Source organism: Bacillus sp. FSL L8-0654, assembly GCF_038629965.1.
Lineage (GTDB): Bacteria > Bacillota > Bacilli > Bacillales > Bacillaceae > Bacillus > Bacillus safensis.
In genome coordinates this window covers 2,960,137-2,976,388 of record NZ_CP152026.1, presented here as the reverse complement: position 1 = coordinate 2,976,388, position 16,252 = coordinate 2,960,137, and the positions used below count along the sequence as shown (strand labels likewise).

At 42.8% G+C, this 16,252-nt stretch carries 20 protein-coding genes and 1 riboswitch; of the genes, 16 read left to right on the top strand and 4 right to left on the bottom strand.

Going from position 1 to position 16,252, the window contains the following annotated elements; translation table 11 throughout:
• Nucleotides 1-282 precede the first annotated feature (282 nt).
• Nucleotides 283-1,683 (top strand): trypsin-like peptidase domain-containing protein, encoded by a 1,401-nt coding sequence (locus MHH65_RS15470; RefSeq protein ID WP_024423414.1) that lies wholly within the window; start codon nt 283-285, stop codon nt 1,681-1,683.
• A 46-nt stretch (nt 1,684-1,729) separates the two neighbouring features.
• Here MHH65_RS15470 and MHH65_RS15465 read toward each other — a convergent pair whose 3' ends face one another.
• Nucleotides 1,730-2,569, bottom strand: coding sequence for an oxidoreductase (locus MHH65_RS15465; protein ID WP_268412649.1), 840 nt, complete (start codon nt 2,567-2,569; stop codon nt 1,730-1,732).
• A gap of 113 nt (nt 2,570-2,682) precedes the next feature.
• On the opposite strand from MHH65_RS15465, the gene MHH65_RS15460 reads away from it, so the two are divergent.
• The 3 genes from MHH65_RS15460 to MHH65_RS15450 all read left to right on the top strand — a co-directional run bounded on the left by MHH65_RS15460 (nt 2,683) and on the right by MHH65_RS15450 (nt 4,429).
• Nucleotides 2,683-3,129 carry a YusW family protein gene (locus MHH65_RS15460; RefSeq protein WP_176544474.1) on the top strand — a complete coding sequence of 149 codons (447 nt, stop codon included), beginning with the start codon at nt 2,683-2,685 and terminating at the stop codon, nt 3,127-3,129.
• A 146-nt stretch (nt 3,130-3,275) separates the two neighbouring features.
• Nucleotides 3,276-4,106, top strand: a complete 831-nt coding sequence (locus MHH65_RS15455; protein ID WP_008347057.1) for an ABC transporter ATP-binding protein — start codon at nt 3,276-3,278, stop codon at nt 4,104-4,106.
• Between the two features lie 71 nt (nt 4,107-4,177).
• Nucleotides 4,178-4,429: a YusU family protein gene (locus MHH65_RS15450; RefSeq protein ID WP_024423411.1), complete on the top strand. Its 252-nt coding sequence runs from the start codon at nt 4,178-4,180 to the stop codon at nt 4,427-4,429.
• A 33-nt stretch (nt 4,430-4,462) separates the two neighbouring features.
• Here MHH65_RS15450 and MHH65_RS15445 read toward each other — a convergent pair whose 3' ends face one another.
• From MHH65_RS15445 to MHH65_RS15435, 3 genes are read right to left on the bottom strand one after another with little or no spacing between them, the layout of a single operon-like run.
• Nucleotides 4,463-4,810 (bottom strand): spore coat protein, encoded by a 348-nt coding sequence (locus MHH65_RS15445; protein WP_041088340.1) that lies wholly within the window; start codon nt 4,808-4,810, stop codon nt 4,463-4,465.
• Between the two features lie 11 nt (nt 4,811-4,821).
• Nucleotides 4,822-5,073 (bottom strand): hypothetical protein, encoded by a 252-nt coding sequence (locus MHH65_RS15440; protein ID WP_048237393.1) that lies wholly within the window; start codon nt 5,071-5,073, stop codon nt 4,822-4,824.
• 26 nt (nt 5,074-5,099) lie between these two features.
• Nucleotides 5,100-5,237, bottom strand: coding sequence for a YuzL family protein (locus MHH65_RS15435; RefSeq protein ID WP_003212904.1), 138 nt, complete (start codon nt 5,235-5,237; stop codon nt 5,100-5,102).
• Nucleotides 5,238-5,436: 199 nt separating this feature from the next.
• On the opposite strand from MHH65_RS15435, the gene MHH65_RS15430 reads away from it, so the two are divergent.
• The 12 genes from MHH65_RS15430 to metQ all read left to right on the top strand — a co-directional run bounded on the left by MHH65_RS15430 (nt 5,437) and on the right by metQ (nt 16,147).
• Complete coding sequence (locus MHH65_RS15430) at nt 5,437-7,824, top strand: 3-hydroxyacyl-CoA dehydrogenase/enoyl-CoA hydratase family protein (protein ID WP_268412651.1); 2,388 nt, start codon at nt 5,437-5,439, stop codon at nt 7,822-7,824.
• 12 nt (nt 7,825-7,836) lie between these two features.
• Nucleotides 7,837-9,012, top strand: coding sequence for an acetyl-CoA C-acetyltransferase (locus MHH65_RS15425; RefSeq protein WP_268412652.1), 1,176 nt, complete (start codon nt 7,837-7,839; stop codon nt 9,010-9,012).
• Nucleotides 9,013-9,026: 14 nt separating this feature from the next.
• Nucleotides 9,027-10,808, top strand: coding sequence for an acyl-CoA dehydrogenase family protein (locus MHH65_RS15420; RefSeq protein WP_025094137.1), 1,782 nt, complete (start codon nt 9,027-9,029; stop codon nt 10,806-10,808).
• Nucleotides 10,809-10,919: 111 nt separating this feature from the next.
• Nucleotides 10,920-11,276: an arsenate reductase family protein gene (locus MHH65_RS15415; protein WP_024423406.1), complete on the top strand. Its 357-nt coding sequence runs from the start codon at nt 10,920-10,922 to the stop codon at nt 11,274-11,276.
• Between the two features lie 66 nt (nt 11,277-11,342).
• Nucleotides 11,343-11,726 carry a glycine cleavage system protein GcvH gene (gene gcvH / locus MHH65_RS15410; RefSeq protein ID WP_008347039.1) on the top strand — a complete coding sequence of 128 codons (384 nt, stop codon included), beginning with the start codon at nt 11,343-11,345 and terminating at the stop codon, nt 11,724-11,726.
• A 44-nt stretch (nt 11,727-11,770) separates the two neighbouring features.
• Nucleotides 11,771-12,007 carry a YusG family protein gene (locus MHH65_RS15405; RefSeq protein WP_024423405.1) on the top strand — a complete coding sequence of 79 codons (237 nt, stop codon included), beginning with the start codon at nt 11,771-11,773 and terminating at the stop codon, nt 12,005-12,007.
• Between the two features lie 131 nt (nt 12,008-12,138).
• Nucleotides 12,139-12,483 carry a toprim domain-containing protein gene (locus MHH65_RS15400; RefSeq protein WP_024423404.1) on the top strand — a complete coding sequence of 115 codons (345 nt, stop codon included), beginning with the start codon at nt 12,139-12,141 and terminating at the stop codon, nt 12,481-12,483.
• 12 nt (nt 12,484-12,495) lie between these two features.
• Complete coding sequence (locus MHH65_RS15395) at nt 12,496-12,798, top strand: thioredoxin family protein (protein ID WP_024426005.1); 303 nt, start codon at nt 12,496-12,498, stop codon at nt 12,796-12,798.
• A 120-nt stretch (nt 12,799-12,918) separates the two neighbouring features.
• Nucleotides 12,919-13,260 carry an SCP2 sterol-binding domain-containing protein gene (locus MHH65_RS15390; RefSeq protein ID WP_024423403.1) on the top strand — a complete coding sequence of 114 codons (342 nt, stop codon included), beginning with the start codon at nt 12,919-12,921 and terminating at the stop codon, nt 13,258-13,260.
• A 102-nt stretch (nt 13,261-13,362) separates the two neighbouring features.
• A riboswitch (SAM riboswitch) is annotated at nt 13,363-13,471 on the top strand.
• Nucleotides 13,472-13,624: 153 nt separating this feature from the next.
• Nucleotides 13,625-14,650, top strand: coding sequence for a methionine ABC transporter ATP-binding protein (locus MHH65_RS15385; RefSeq protein ID WP_024423402.1), 1,026 nt, complete (start codon nt 13,625-13,627; stop codon nt 14,648-14,650).
• Nucleotides 14,643-15,311 carry a methionine ABC transporter permease gene (locus MHH65_RS15380; protein ID WP_024423401.1) on the top strand — a complete coding sequence of 223 codons (669 nt, stop codon included), beginning with the start codon at nt 14,643-14,645 and terminating at the stop codon, nt 15,309-15,311. Before MHH65_RS15385 ends, MHH65_RS15380 begins: the two co-directional genes overlap by 8 nt.
• 14 nt (nt 15,312-15,325) lie before the next feature.
• Nucleotides 15,326-16,147 carry a methionine ABC transporter substrate-binding lipoprotein MetQ gene (gene metQ, locus MHH65_RS15375; RefSeq protein ID WP_024423400.1) on the top strand — a complete coding sequence of 274 codons (822 nt, stop codon included), beginning with the start codon at nt 15,326-15,328 and terminating at the stop codon, nt 16,145-16,147.
• The last annotated feature ends 105 nt before the right edge of the window (nt 16,148-16,252 follow it).

Sequence of the window (16,252 nt, the reverse complement as noted above, 5' to 3'; positions counted from 1 at the left end):
CGGCATGTCAACAATCACACGCTTTTTTCACAATTTCACATATTCTTCTCATCATTATCCCATAATGTTTGATTATGATAAGGTCAAGGGAAAAAAGGGCATAGACAAAAGGCGGATGAATAGGTGCTTTTCATCAATGTGCGCACCTTGCTTTTTTTCTATGAATAAGTATTATATAATTTGACATATTGCCATAAAGTATTTTTCAATGATCTTTCCATTAAGAGGACCTGAGTCCTATCTAGACATATGAATGAAACATGATGTAAAGGAGTGCAAGCGATGGATTTCCGAAGAGAAGATGAAGAGAATAAGATGAATCATCCAGAAAATCAAGACAATGAAATGAATCATCAAAAAGATACCCAACAAGAGAATGAGAAACAAATAGACGCACCAGAAAAAGAGAAGGAACTCGTTTTTCACCAGCATGAAAACGAAGCATCTGCCTCGCAGGAGAGTGTGACAAAGCATTCTCCTCAAATGGTGGATGACCGTGCGTCGAAAAAAGAGAAAAAGCGGAAGGCGGCATGGCTCAGTCCAATTCTTGGAGGGATTATTGGCGGGGGTCTTGTACTTGGCATTACACCGCTTTTGCCGCAGTCACAGGATACAGCTGCCAACACGCAAACGCAGACCGCATCAAGCGAGCCGGCAGCCTCAGATAATTTCTCGACAAAACAAATCACCAATGCCACAAATGTGGCTGATATGGTAGAAGATTTAGAGCCCACTATTGTAGGGGTCTCAAACTATCAATCTACACAAAATTCGTTTGGCTTGAGCGGTGATCAAACAGAAGCTGAAGCTGGAACAGGCTCTGGTGTCATCTTCAAAAAAGATGGCAAAAAAGCGTACATTATTACAAATAACCACGTTGTCGAAGGGGCCAATAAAATCAAGGTCACCCTTTATGATGGAAAAACAAAAGACGCAAAGCTTGTCGGCAGTGATGTCATGACCGACTTGGCCGTTGTTGAAATGAACGCAGACGGCATTGATAAAGTGGCAAGCTTTGGTGATTCTTCTAAGCTTCGTGCTGGAGATAAAGTCATTGCCATTGGGAATCCGCTCGGTGCACAGTTCTCAGGTACTGTGACAGAAGGAATCATTAGTGGTCTTGATCGTACCGTAGAAGCAAATACGTCATCTGGTACGGTGGAGATGAATGTACTGCAAACAGATGCAGCCATTAACCCAGGAAACAGCGGGGGGCCACTGATCAATACAGATGGTCAAGTCATTGGCATTAACAGCTTGAAAATCAGCGAAAGCGGTGTGGAATCACTCGGATTTGCGATCCCAAGTAACGATGTCAAACCGATTGTAGATGAGCTGTTGAAAAATGGAAAAGTCGAACGTCCATACCTTGGCGTACAAATGATTGACCTTGAGCAAGTGCCTGAGACGTATCAGGAAAATACGCTCGGCTTATTTGATAAACAAATCGGCAAAGGCATTTATGTAAAGGATGTTTCAAAAGGTTCACCTGCTCAAAAAGCAGGCTTGAAATCTGGAGATGTCATCATTAAGTTCAAAGGAAAAGACGTAGTGAACAGCTCTCAGCTGAAAGAAATTCTTTACAAAGAAACAAAAGTCGGCGATAAAACCACAATGACTGTCATCCGTGAAGGAAAGAATAAAAATCTAGATATTACCCTTGGACAGTCAGATAGCGAATAAATGAAAAAACAGGTGGATGTCAACATGTCCGCCTGTTTTTTTGTGCTTATTTTTTTGAAAGTGTACGTAGTATGATCTGTTCCCACATGTTCCACGGCAGAAGCTGCTTTGCTGTGAATGAAAGTCGTACACCTTTTCCAACAAGATATCTCAGCCGTTTCAGCCGTCTCTTTTCTGCTAAACGTACAACAAGCTCTGCTACTTCACGAGGATCTCCATAGTTGGATTTCTGGGCATCAATATGGGCCATCATCTTTTGATAGAGTTTTGTGTATTTCGATCCTTCTGCTGGCTGAATCATTTGTTCGTTCATGGAAGTGTTCCAAATATTCGTCTGGAAAGAGCCCGGCTCGATCAAGGCCGCCTGTATACCGAACGAAGCCAGTTCAATCCGCAAGCTTTCTGTATAGCCTTCCAACGCAAACTTAGATGATACATATGGAGAAAGTGCAGGCATTCCCATTAATCCGCTGATACTGCTCATATTGAAAATCTTTGCACCACTCGTCATAAACGGCAGCACGGCTTGGGTCATTTCCATCACACCGAAGACATTCACTTCAAATTGCTGGCGGTATGTATCGACAGGAACCTCCTCCGCAAAACCAGCAAAGGCTGTTCCCGCATTGTTCACAAGCAGTGTAATGGGTGCATAAGCATGAAGCTTCTTCTGAAATGCTTGAATCGACTGCGTATCGGTCACATCTAACGCTTCAATATGTATCATGCCAGATAAAGAGTCTTGATCAATTTCTTCAGCGAGCTTTTTGGCATTGGTTTCCTGTCTGACGCCGGCAATCACTGTATAGCCCCGCTTGGCGAGACGCATCGTGATGAGCTTGCCAAAGCCGCTATTGGCACCAGTTACAATGGCTGTTCTTTTCATCATCCCATTCTCCTTTTTGTTTCAATTTATCATAGTGCGATGTTTTATTGAATAACGAAAAGGAGCTTGGAGAAGAATAAAAAGCGATGCTGTGAAATAGGAGGAAACACATGATGTGTTGGAAGAAGGCGGGACGAATAGGAGTGCTGCTCTTTATGCTGTCCGGCTGTCAATCAGTTGAACCGTTACAACAAACACATGAAGCAGAAGCAGAAAGTCTGTCAGCTGTTCAAATGAAGGAACTGCCATTTCAGCATGTGCATCTGCATGTACAATATGGACAGAAAAACGAATTATACGAAGCGACTTATCGTCAGGCAAGAGGCAAAGAGGAAGCGATCATCCGTGATCATATGAATGGGGTCCGCTATGAAGGAGAAGAAGCCTTGCGCGAAATGAAGATGAAGCTGAATGATATGTCGATTCCTAGTGAAAAGATCAATGAAGTGTATGTAAAGGAACTATTAGCTGCTTTTAATTTAGATGATGATTATCAGCGGATACAGATCGATCTGAAGCTAGAAGATGGGACCAAACGTACATTCCAAAGGAAGAAATAAACGAGAGTTTCTCATTTTTTAATTGAAAATGATTTTCAAGATCACTTAAATCTGATACACTAAATTGAGATAAGTGATCTTTTACGTCTGTACATAGACGATATTTCATATAAAAATTTGGATGAGAAAAGGAGCGTTTGAGCGGAATGAGTGCCATTTCTACTGAAGGTTTAAGCTTAGGCTACGGAGAAACAATGATCATCGATGAACTAAATGTATCAATCCCTAAGGGTGAAATCACAGTATTTATTGGCAGTAATGGATGCGGTAAATCCACGCTACTTCGCTCTTTGGCCCGTCTCATGAAGCCAATGGGTGGTTCTGTCCTGCTTGAAGGTCATTCCATTGCAAAATTACCTACAAAAGAAGTAGCAAAACAACTCGCCATTCTTCCACAAGGACCAGAAGCGCCAGAAGGATTAACCGTGCATCAGTTAGTGAAGCAAGGCAGATATCCTTATCAAAATTGGCTGAAGCAGTGGTCGAAGCAAGATGAAGAAGCAGTGAACCGCGCATTAAAGTCAACAAAGATGGAAGACCTTGCTGATCGGACCGTTGATTCATTATCAGGTGGACAAAGGCAGCGTGCATGGATTGCGATGACGCTGGCCCAAGAGACCGATATTATTTTGTTAGATGAGCCGACGACATATTTAGACATGACACATCAAATCGAAATTTTGGACCTTCTGTTTGATTTAAATGAGAAAGAGCAGCGCACAATTGTGATGGTTCTTCATGACCTCAATCTTGCATGCAGATATGCTCATCATCTTGTGGCGATTAAAGACAAGTCAATCTATGCAGAAGGCAGACCAGAAACAGTGATTAATTGTGATCTCGTGAAAAATGTCTTTGATATGAATTGCCAAGTGACAACAGATCCTTTATTTGGAACACCATTATGTATTCCGCACGGTAGAGGACGCTGTATTGTGCAGCAAGCGCAAGCTGAAACATTTCTTGCTGCAAGATAATCGTATGTCAAAAGCCTGACATCTGTATCTCACAGAGTCAGGCTTTTTTCTGAAAAAGGAGCGGAATATCAATGGGAAATGAATTAGATGAAAAGCTGGAAGGCTTGCTTGATAAATATACAGAGCTGCTGCTCGGTGAATCAACAGACGAGCTGAAACAAGATGTGAAACAGTGGGTGATCTACTCTCATATTGCAAAAAGCATGCCGCCGCTAGCAAAGCATTTCAATGAAACGTATCCAGAAGCAAAAGAAGAAATCAAACACACGATTCAACGGATCAAACAGTTGAACGAAGCTCATCGCGCCAATAAAGACCGTTAAAAAACTGCCAGCACTAGACTGGCAGTTTTTTTCTTATGACATTTGTGATGAACCGTACGGCGATTGATCTGTCAGTGTTTGCTGGAATTTCTGGTGTGCCTGCTGGAGCTTTTGCTGATCAGCGGCTTCAACAGAATACCAGCCATATCGGAACATGACATCATATAAATGTCTTTGTGTTTTCTGTGTTTCCAGTGCAATTCGCTGAATATCCTGATAAAGAGATTCATGACTGAATTCATTGAGCGCTGTGTTGTATCCGTTTGTCATATATTTTTCAGTCGACAAGAGATCTGTGACAAAATCACGATCGTTCATGTTGGTTGTTGTGGGAACCGGAGTTTGTGGATTCCCGATTTTTTGTTGGTTTTGCTGTTCCATGTTTTTTCCTCCTATTGCATAAAGCCAGTAGACTGGCCTTGCCCTGAGCTGCCTAAATGCTGAAGAATTTGTGTGTAATGCTGATGATGCATTTGGCCAACTTGATTTAATTCTTGTTTCAATGTTTGGTCCTGGCAATGCTCGGCCATAAAATGAGCCTTTTTCATGGCGATCAAGTTCCAGTTGAGCATATCCTCTAAGTACAAGGAATCCTTCACTGAAATGACTTCTGGGGGCATATTCATTTGCTGATTATTCAACATGTGTTCCTCCTTACGAATTTGTTTCCTTACTGATTCTTTTTATATTGCTGATTTTGACTGGTTTTTTTCCCGCCAAGGTCTGCTTCCTGTGATGGACCTGCGTTTCCTTTTACACTTGCAGCACTTACGCCTGCTTTCGATGGGTTTTTCTTCAAACGAGACATGTGGACATCACCTCCATTCTTACAATTCCCTCTCATCTGTAATTCATACGCCGCAAACGGAGGCACACGAGAATGTGTAAATTTTTGAAATCTGCTATTGAACTGTTTCGGAAAATCTTTTAAGATAAAGAAAGAGGCATTGCTTTTTTTTGGACAAAAAATGAATGACTGTTCATTCAAAATGTTTAGGGGGATATTTATGGGCAAACATATTCGCAAGGCGGCTGTCATTGGTTCAGGTGTCATGGGCTCAGGCATTGCTGCACATTTAGCCAATATTGGGATACCAGTTACACTGCTAGATATTGTGCCAAATGAACTGACAAAGGAAGAAACGGCGAAAAAGCGGACGCTTGATCACCCTAGTGTTCGGAATCGATTAAGTCAAGAAGCGATGAAAAAATTATTAAAGCAAAAGCCAGCACCTCTTACTTCAGCAAAAAACCTATCATACATCACACCGGGAAATCTCACAGACCACCTTTCCTTATTACACGATGCTGACTGGATCATTGAAGTCGTCACTGAAAAGCTCAGCATCAAACAACACGTATTCTCTCTCATCGACGAACACCGCAAAGAAGGAAGCATCGTATCAAGCAATACATCCGGTATTTCAGTTGAAAAAATGGCAGAAGGCCGATCAGATGATTTTAAACGCCATTTTTTAGGCACACATTTTTTTAACCCAGCTCGTTATTTAAAGCTCTTAGAAATCATTCCTATTCAAGAAACCGATCCAGAAGTACTGTCATTTATGAAAACATTTGGCGAGGATGTACTCGGCAAAGGTGTGGTTGAAGCAAAGGACACACCGAACTTTATTGCAAACCGCATTGGCACTTATGGACTTCTTGTCACAGTGCGTGAAATGCTTGAGAACAAATACACCATCGGAGAAGTGGATTCTGTCACAGGACCTCTCATTGGAAGACCGAAAAGTGCGACCTTCCGTACACTGGATGTAGTGGGACTCGACACGTTTTCTCATGTGGCACGAAACGTATATGAACAGGTAGAAGGAAAGGAAAAAGAGATTTTTCAGCTGCCTGAGTTTATTGAAAGAATGCTCGAAAAAGGATGGATTGGCAGCAAGGCAGGCCAAGGTTTTTATCAAAAAAATGGGAAGGTCATTTTAGAGCTTGACCCAGTGACGCTCACATATGGTGAACGCACAAAGCTAAAAGATCCAGGCATTGAAATGGCGAAACAGCAAAAGGGTGCAAAAGCAAAGTTGAAAGCGCTTATTTATCAGGATGGCCGTGCAGGGCAACTACTTTGGAATATGACAGCGCCCGTACTTCTTTATTCAGCTCATCTAAAAGGTGAAATTGCGGATGATATTCAGTCTATCGATAACGCCATGAAATGGGGATTCGGCTGGCAGCATGGCCCATTTGAGCTGTGGGATGCAATAGGTGTCAAAAAAGCTGCCGAACGCATGGAAGCAGAAGGCCACAGTATTCCAGCATGGGTGCAAGACATGCTGTCAAAAGGACACGAGACATTCTATCAAGAGAATGCTGATGGAGAGCGTGCGTTTTATCATAACGGGGCTTATGAACAGGAAAAAGGAAACGACAAACATATATCTTTAGCTAGATTGAAAAAGAAACACGACGTCATCTTCAAAAATTCTGGTGCGAGCCTGATCGATATTGGTGATGATGTCGCCTTGCTCGAATTTCATTCTAAAAGTAATGCCATTGGACTAGATGTCATTGATATGATCAATCGCGCTGTTGATGAGACGGAAAAGAATTATAAAGGGCTTGTCATCGGAAACCAAGGGAAGAACTTCTGTGTTGGCGCAAACCTTGCCCTGATTTTAATGGAAGCACAGGACGACAATTTCTTTGAAATTGACTTTGTGATCAGACGCTTCCAGCAGGCAATGATGAAGGTGAAATATAGCAATCGCCCAGTCGTAGCCGCCCCATTTGGGATGACATTAGGAGGCGGAACAGAAGTTTGTCTGCCGGCAGCAGCTATTCAGGCGTCCAGCGAAACTTACATGGGGCTTGTGGAAGCGGGAGTTGGACTGATTCCAGGAGGCGGCGGAAACAAAGAGTTATATCTTCGTCACCTGCAAGGATCAGCGAAGCCGTCGCAGACGGCTATACAGGATGCCACGCTGAAAACATTTGAAACAATTGCAATGGCAAAAGTATCGACTTCAGCTGAGGATGCGCGGGATATGAACATGCTCCGCGTGAGTGACCGGATCAGTATGAACGGGGATCACCTGATCTATGATGCAAAACAACTGGTGCTCTCTCTTGATGAAGCCGGTTATCGTGCGCCGCTCAAGCAAAAGGTGCCGGTCATGGGAGAAACAGGCTATGCAGCGATGATTTTGGCTGCTGAAAATATGAGACTGTCAGGATACATTTCAGAGCATGACATGACCATTGTAAAAAAATTAGCTCATGTCATTTCCGGCGGGAAACTGCCATTTGGAACCGAGGTAGAGGAGCAATACTTATTAGAGCTTGAAAGAGAAGCCTTTTTAAGTCTTGTAGGAGAAGTGAAATCACAGGCACGTATGCAGCACATGCTCGTCAAAGGAAAACCTTTACGTAACTAAGGGGGAGTCAAAATGAGAGAAGCAGTCATTGTCGCTGGCGCAAGAACACCAGTAGGGAAGGCGAAAAAAGGATCGTTAAAACATGTCCGGCCTGATGATATGGGCGCATTATGTGTAAAAGAAACGTTAAAGCGTGCCGGTGAATACGACGGTCAAATAGATGATTTGATCATTGGCTGTGCAACGCCGGAAGCAGAGCAGGGGTTAAATGTGGCCCGGAATATTGGAGCATTAGCGGGACTGCCTTATGCAGTACCTGCCATCACCATAAACCGTTACTGCTCGTCTGGTCTTCAATCTATCGCTTATGCGGGTGAACGTATTATGCTCGGGCAGGCAGACACGATTTTAGCCGGAGGAGTCGAATCGATGTCGCAGGTGCCGATGATGGGGCATTCCATTCGTCCAAATGCTCTCTTGGCAGAGCAAGCACCTGAATACTACATGAGCATGGGGCACACGGCAGAGCAAGTGGCGCAAAAGTATCAGGTCACACGTCAAGATCAAGACGCCTTTGCGGTGAGGAGTCATCAAAAGGCAGCAAAGGCACTTCAAGAAGGGAAATTTTCAGATGAAATTGTGCCTGTTGATGTAACAGAGCGACGGGTAGGAGAGCAATATCAATTAGAAGAGCATCAATTCACGTTCTCACAGGATGAAGGTGTGAGAGCAGGCACAACGGAGGAGATTCTTTCCACATTGCGTCCAGCCTTCTCAACAAAAGGCACGGTGACCGCAGGGAACTCGTCTCAAACAAGTGACGGGGCTGCATGTGTGATGATGATGGACCGCGAGAAAGCATCCTCACTTTCTCTTCAGCCGCTCGCTAAATTCAGAGCATTTGCTGTTGGCGGTGTACCGCCTGAAGTGATGGGGATCGGTCCGGTTGAAGCCATTCCGCGTGCGCTGAAAATCGCTGGACTTGAGCTGAAGGATATTGGCCTGTTTGAATTGAATGAAGCGTTTGCTTCTCAGGCAATTCAAGTCATTCGTCATTTAGGAATTGATGAGGAAAAGGTGAATGTCAATGGCGGGGCAATTGCGCTCGGACATCCGCTCGGCTGTACAGGAACGAAACTAACGCTGTCACTGATTCATGAAATGAAACGGCGAAACGAGCAATTTGGCATTGTCACAATGTGTATCGGCGGGGGCATGGGAGCAGCAGGCATTTTTGAATTGATCTAAAGGGGGAAATCAGGATGAAAGCATTGGAAGATGTAAAAAAGGGTGGAAGCTTTTTAATTGATGAGACGAATTATGAGCATATTTTTACACCGGAGGATTTCTCTGATGAACATCAAATGATTGGAAAAACAACAGAGGATTATATTTTACAAGATGTGGTTCCGCATATTGATCAAATTGAAAACCATGAGTTCGAGCATTCGGTCAGGCTTCTCAAAAAAGCTGGTGAGCTTGGGCTGCTTGGAGCTGATGTGCCTGAGGAATTCGGCGGGCTTGGATTAGATAAAATCAGTTCAGCTATCATTACTGAAAAATTCGCTAGAGCAGGAAGTTTCTCACTTTCCTATGGTGCTCATGTCGGTATTGGTTCTCTGCCGATCGTGCTCTTCGGGAATCAAGCGCAAAAGGAAGCGTACCTGCCTGGACTCGCCTCTGGTGAAACCATTGCAGCGTACGCACTCACTGAGCCGGGATCAGGTTCTGACGCTCTTGGAGCAAAAACAACGGCAGTTCTGAATGAAGCAGGTACCCATTATGTCCTCAATGGAGAAAAGCAGTGGATCACAAACTCCGCATTTGCCGATGTCTTTGTTGTGTATGCGAAGATTGATGGTGAACACTTCTCTGCTTTTATCGTCGAAAAGGATTTTCCAGGTGTCAAAACGGGGCCTGAAGAGAAAAAGATGGGTATTAAAGGATCATCGACAAGAACATTGATTCTTGAAGATGCCCAAGTACCGAAGGAGAATTTGCTCGGTGAAGCTGGCAGAGGTCATGTGATTGCGTTTAACATTTTGAATATTGGGCGCTATAAGCTGGCAGTCGGCACAATCGGTGCATCAAAGCGCGTCATTCAATTGTCGGCAGAATATGCGAACCAGCGTAAGCAGTTCAAAACACCAATTTCTCGATTCAGCTTAATTGGTGAAAAAGCAGCCAATATGTCAGCAAAGCTCTATGCGATGGAAAGTGCTGTTTACCGTACGGTTGGATTATTTGAACAGCGGATGGGGCTCTTAAGTGATGAAGAGCAAAAAGACGGCAAACAAATTGCCCAATCCATTGCGGAATATGCGATTGAATGTTCTCTCTGTAAAGTGCTTGGCTCTGAAACGTTAGATTATATTGTGGATGAAGGCGTGCAGATTCACGGCGGATATGGATTCATGCAAGAATACGAGGTCGAAAGAGCCTATCGCGACTCGCGGATTAACCGGATTTTTGAAGGGACAAACGAAATCAACCGTTTGCTTGTACCAGGTACATTCTTGAAGAAAGCGATGAAAGGAGAGCTTCCGCTACTTCAAAAAGCGCAAACCTTACAGGAAGAGCTAATGATGATGATGCCGGAAGAGCCAGGCGATCAGCCGCTCGATCAAGAAAAATATTTGCTCGCCCATGCGAAAAAGATCGCCTTAATGGTGGCTGGTATGGCAGCGATGAAATACGGGAAAGCCTTAGACAAAGAGCAAGAAATTCTTGTGAACATAGCCGATATCGTCAATGAAATTTTTGCTGCTGAATCAGCGATTCTGCGTACAGAAAAGGCAATCGCTGCAACAGGGGCAGAAAAGAATGAACAAAAGCTTGCTTACACACAAATTTTCACGCAGGAAGCTTTCTTAAAGATTGAAGCCCATGCAAAAGAATCCTTGATTGCGATGGAGGAAGGAGATTCACTCCGTATGAGCCTGTCAGCCCTTCGCAAGCTGACACGATTTACGCCGATCAATGTCATCGCCAAAAAGCGCGAAGTGGCAAAACGAATCTTTGAAGCAGAGAAATATATCGTATAAGGACGGCTTAAAAGGTGCGGATACTACTCCGCACCTTTTTGTAAGCATACATTTAGGTTTTTAAAATATTTTGTGATAAAATGTTGTCACAATTTGCAGGAGGTGAAAATGGTGGCTTTAGATTTTTACGAATACCCATCTTGCGGTACATGCCGAAAAGCAAAAAAGTGGCTGGAAGCACACAATAAAGACATCAACAGCATACATATCGTCGAAGAGACGCCTGATAAAGAAACATTAAAAGCCCTTTACGAAAAAAGCGGTTTAGAGCTGAAGAAATTCTTTAATACAAGCGGACAAAAATACCGGGAGCTGCAGCTAAAAGATCAACTTCCTGCAATGTCAGAGGACGAGCAGCTAGAATTACTCGCGTCTAACGGAATGCTGATTAAGCGCCCGATTACAACAGACGGAAAACGAGTCACGGTAGGATTTAATGAAGATACATTTAAAAGCGTCTGGAAATGATGTAACTTTCATTCAGATTGTGGTATCTTCAATATAGATTGTAAGAAAAGACTGGAGGGGTATTGAATGAGCACACCAAAAGATTTACGTTATTCAGAAGAACATGAATGGGTCAAAGTAGAAGGAGATAAGGTGCGTATCGGTATTACGCATTTTGCTCAATCTGAGCTGGGCGATATCGTGTTCGTTGAGCTTCCTGAAGTAGGAGACAAAATCACAGCGGACGAGCCTTTCGGAAGTGTAGAATCAGTGAAAACCGTTTCTGAACTTTATGCACCGATCAATGGCACAATCGTTGAAGTGAACGATGAGCTGGATGACAGCCCAGAATTCGTCAACGACTCTCCATACGAAAAAGCATGGATGATCGTTGTAGAACCAGCTGATGCTTCTGAAATTGAGAACTTAATGACGGCTGAGCAATATGAAGAAATGACAAAAGAAGACTAATTCATGAGAAATTGGACACTCTACCTTTATGGGGGGTGTCCAATTTGTCTTTTCAAAAAGAACACGTGGATATAACAGAGCATGTCACTGGACGATTCAAAGAAAGCGGCATGGTGCTTTATCATCAAAATGAAGAGATTGGCACGATGATTAGTGAAAACCAATATGAGCTGAAATCGGGATATTCCTATGATCAAAATCGTTTTTATCGTTTAACGGACACATTAACCGATGGGACAGAAAAATATGTTGACTGTGACGATGAAAATGGCTGGTGCTAATCACAGATGAGACTGCAGTGAACAGAAGCTGCAGTCTTTTTGATGACGAGGCGCTCAATCTTTACAACCTGAATGAAAGATTGTAATCTAAGGAAGAAGTGAATCAACGTCAAAAGGGCCGGGTGATCGTGATGAATGTCGAGATAGAAAAGGTCATCATTGTAGAAGGTAAAACAGACAAACAAAAGCTAAAAGAAGTCATAAGTGAACCTGTTACCATCATTTGCACCAATGGCACGATCAGTACATCGAAGCTGGATCAGCTTGTGGACGATTTAGTGGGGAAAGACGTTTACATATTAGCTGACAGTGACGATGCAGGCGACAAACTGCGGAAGCAATTTCGAAAAGAATTCCCTGAAGCACTTCATCTTTTTGTCGACAGAACGTACCGCGAAGTGGCCGCTTCACCGTCAGCCCACATTGCATCTATCCTATTAGCTGCAAACATTGATGTTCATTCGAAATATTTATGAGGGTGGACGTATATGAAAGAGATTGAAGAACACGAATTCAAGGAGATAGAGGACGATTTATTTCTTTTATACTTATATACACCGTTTTGCGGAACATGCCAGCTGGCTAAGAAAATGCTGGCAGTTGTAGACGCCATGCAGCCGGATGTACCATTTTACGAAAACAATTTAAACTATTCACCAGGCTTTGCGAAAGCATTTGAAATTGAGAGTGTTCCTTGCTTTCTCCTGTTTAAAAAAGGTGAATTGGTGCAAAAAGGCTATGCCTTTCACTCAGTTCCATATCTTCATGAAATGATCGAAACCGCTAAATAAAGCGGTTTTTTGTCATATTTCAAGAAATTCATTTGAAAATTTGTCGAGTTATTTATAAAGGACAAGCCGATGTTTGTAGAGAAATGTTATGTATAACCAAATGACAGGGAGGTTATACATGTGGAAAATGTGAAAGCCCATGGTAACACAGGGCAGCGTTTATTATTAAAGCCGCTGCTCTCATCATCATCCTTGAAGATTACATTTGAGGCGGAAACTGACTCTTGTACATTGATTGTGGATGAACGTGGTGAAGTGAAGAAACTACCTGCAATTGAGTTATCGGATCTCATCTTTTATGGTGAGAGGAAAGAAATTCTTCAATTATTAGATGGAGATATGTCCTTACAGCAGTTAATCAGCAGAGGACAAGTCAAAGTGAAAGGGTCATTCCGTGCGCTCCTTAGACTAGAGGCAGTGCTTTGGCTGACGAACGGTTTTTTTCGAAAAATGATAACGTAGTTGTTTACTTGGAAATTAGCGATTTACAGCGTTGACATATCTCGGGTAGCATGATATTCTACGTTAGTAAAAACATGAACATCACATAAAACAACATATTTTCTCTTATTAAGAGAGGTGGAGGGACGTGCCCTATGAAACCCGGCAACCGTCAGCATAGCTGAAATTGGTGCCAATTCACTCAAAGCCGCAGCGCTTTGAAAGATGAGAGAAAGGCGTAATTGACATAAAAGGCCTTTCTGCTTGCGTTGCAGTTAGGTCTTTTTTACTGACCTGGCGCCAGGCTAGAGTCATGACAGAAAGAAGAATAAATAACGTATGTGATGGAAACCTATAGTTCAGCAAGAAAGCAGGTGATCAGACTGTGATCCATTTACAGAATGTATCAAAAACGTACCATTCAAAAAGCGGAAATGTTGATGCCGTGAAAGACGTCAACTTGGATATTGATAAAGGTGAAATATTCGGAATTATCGGGTATAGCGGTGCAGGGAAAAGCTCGCTTATTCGCCTATTAAACGGTCTGGAGCTGCCAACAGAAGGAATTGTTGAAGTGGCAGGCAACCGGATCAATGAAGTATCAAATGCGAAACTTCGGAAAGCAAGACAAGAAATCAGCATGATCTTCCAGCACTTTAACTTGCTTTGGTCAAGAACGGTGAGACAAAACATTATGTTCCCGCTTGAGATCGCAGGTGTACCGACATCGAAACGGAGAGAGCGTGCGAATGAACTGATTAAATTGGTCGGTTTAGAAGGAAAAGAAAATGCATACCCGTCTCAGCTGAGCGGCGGGCAAAAACAGCGTGTCGGCATTGCGAGAGCATTAGCGAATGATCCAAAGGTTCTTCTATGTGACGAAGCGACATCTGCGCTAGATCCGCAAACGACTGATTCGATCCTTGAGCTTTTGGCGGATATCAATAAACGGTTAGGGCTCACGATTGTGCTCATTACACATGAAATGCACGTCATTCGCAAAATTTGTCATCGCGTCGCGGTCATGGAAAATGGACGCATTGTCGAAGAAGGCGAAGTATTACGCGTCTTCAGACAGCCAAAGGAAGAAATGACGAAACGATTTGTGAAACAGCTTGCAGAACCAGAGGAAGCAAAAGAAACAATCGAGCACGTCTTAGAACGTGTAAAAGAAGGTCAGGTCGTACGGTTGTCCTTTATTGGAGACTCTGCCGAGCAGCCGCTGATCACTGAAATCATTCGATCCTTCAATGTCGATGTGAATATCCTTCAAGGGAAGATTTCTCAAACGCAGGAAGGCGCGTTTGGAACACTCTTTATCCACATTAATGGAGAAGAGACTGAGGTAGAAAAAGCCATCGCCTATATCCAAAGCAAACAGGTTGAAATCGAGGTGATGACACATGTTTGAGAAATGGTTTCCGAACGTTGATTTAGACGTCATCTGGAGTGCAACAGGTGAAACGGTGTATATGACACTGATTTCATTGGCATTTGCCTTTGCAATCGGGATTATCTTAGGGCTCCTGCTCTTCCTTACAGGAAAAGGCGGTCTTTGGGAAAATAAACCGATAAATGCTGTCATCGGCGCTGTCGTCAATATTTTCAGATCGATTCCTTTTATCATTTTAATTATTTTATTACTAGGGTTTACGAAATTCTTAATGCATACGATTCTTGGCCCAAATGCAGCACTCCCTGCCCTTGTCATAGGGTCAGCTCCATTCTATGCACGTCTTGTCGAAATTGCACTGCGTGAGGTAGACAAAGGAGTCATTGAAGCAGCACGATCAATGGGAGCAAAAACGTCGACAATCATTTTCAAAGTATTGCTGCCAGAATCATTGCCAGCCCTTATTTCAGGTATTACCGTAACAGCGATTGCTCTAATTGGCTCTACTGCGATTGCAGGTGCAATTGGAGCAGGCGGACTTGGTGACCTCGCCTATGTGGAAGGATACCAATCTGGTAATACAGATGTCACACTTGTAGCTACTGTGTTTATTCTGATCATCGTCTTTATTATTCAAATAATCGGTGATTTGATTACAAATAAAATTGATAAACGTTAAGGGAGGATTTATTGATGAAGAAATTGATTTTAAGTGCACTCTTTCTAGCATTTGCAGGTATTTTAGCTGCGTGCGGTTCATCTAATAACGCAAGTGAAAGCAAAACCATTACGGTTGCCGCTTCAAAAACGCCGCATGCCGAAATTCTTGAAGAAGCAAAACCACTTCTAAAAGAAAAAGGCTACGATTTAAAAGTGAAAGTGCTTAGCGATTATAAAATGTACAACAAAGCGTTAGCTGAAAAAGAAGTGGATGCGAACTTTTTCCAACATATCCCTTACTTAAACGAAGAAAATAAATCAAACAAAGATTATAACCTAGTGAGTGCTGGTGCGGTTCACCTTGAGCCTTTCGGTATCTACTCTAAGAAATACAAATCAGTAAAAGATATTCCAAACGGCGGCACAATCATCATGACAAACAACGTAGCTGAACAAGGCCGTATGCTTGCCCTGCTGCAAAATGCTGGTGTCATCAAGCTTGATCCGAAGGTTGATACAATTAACGCAACAGTAAAGAACATTAAAGAAAACCCAAAGAACCTAAAATTCAAAAAAATCGCGCCTGAATTAACTGCGAAAGCTTATGAAAACAGTGAAGGCGATGCTGTATTTATCAACGTCAACTATGCGATCCAAAATAAATTGAATCCTAAAAAAGATTCAATTGAACTTGAGCAAACAAAGAACAACCCATATGCAAACATCGTTGCGGTTCGCAAAGGTGACGAAAAATCAGATAAGATCAAGGCATTAATGGAAGTTCTTCACTCTGATAAAATCAAAGAATTCATCGACAAAAAATATGACGGTGCAGTATTGCCTGTATCTGAGTAACAACATTTCAACCTCGCTTTCATCAAAGCGAGGTTTCAGCATGTAGACAAACCCTCGCATTCTTTGTCAGTTCTGCGCTCCGGTGCTCACGAATGTCAAATTCGC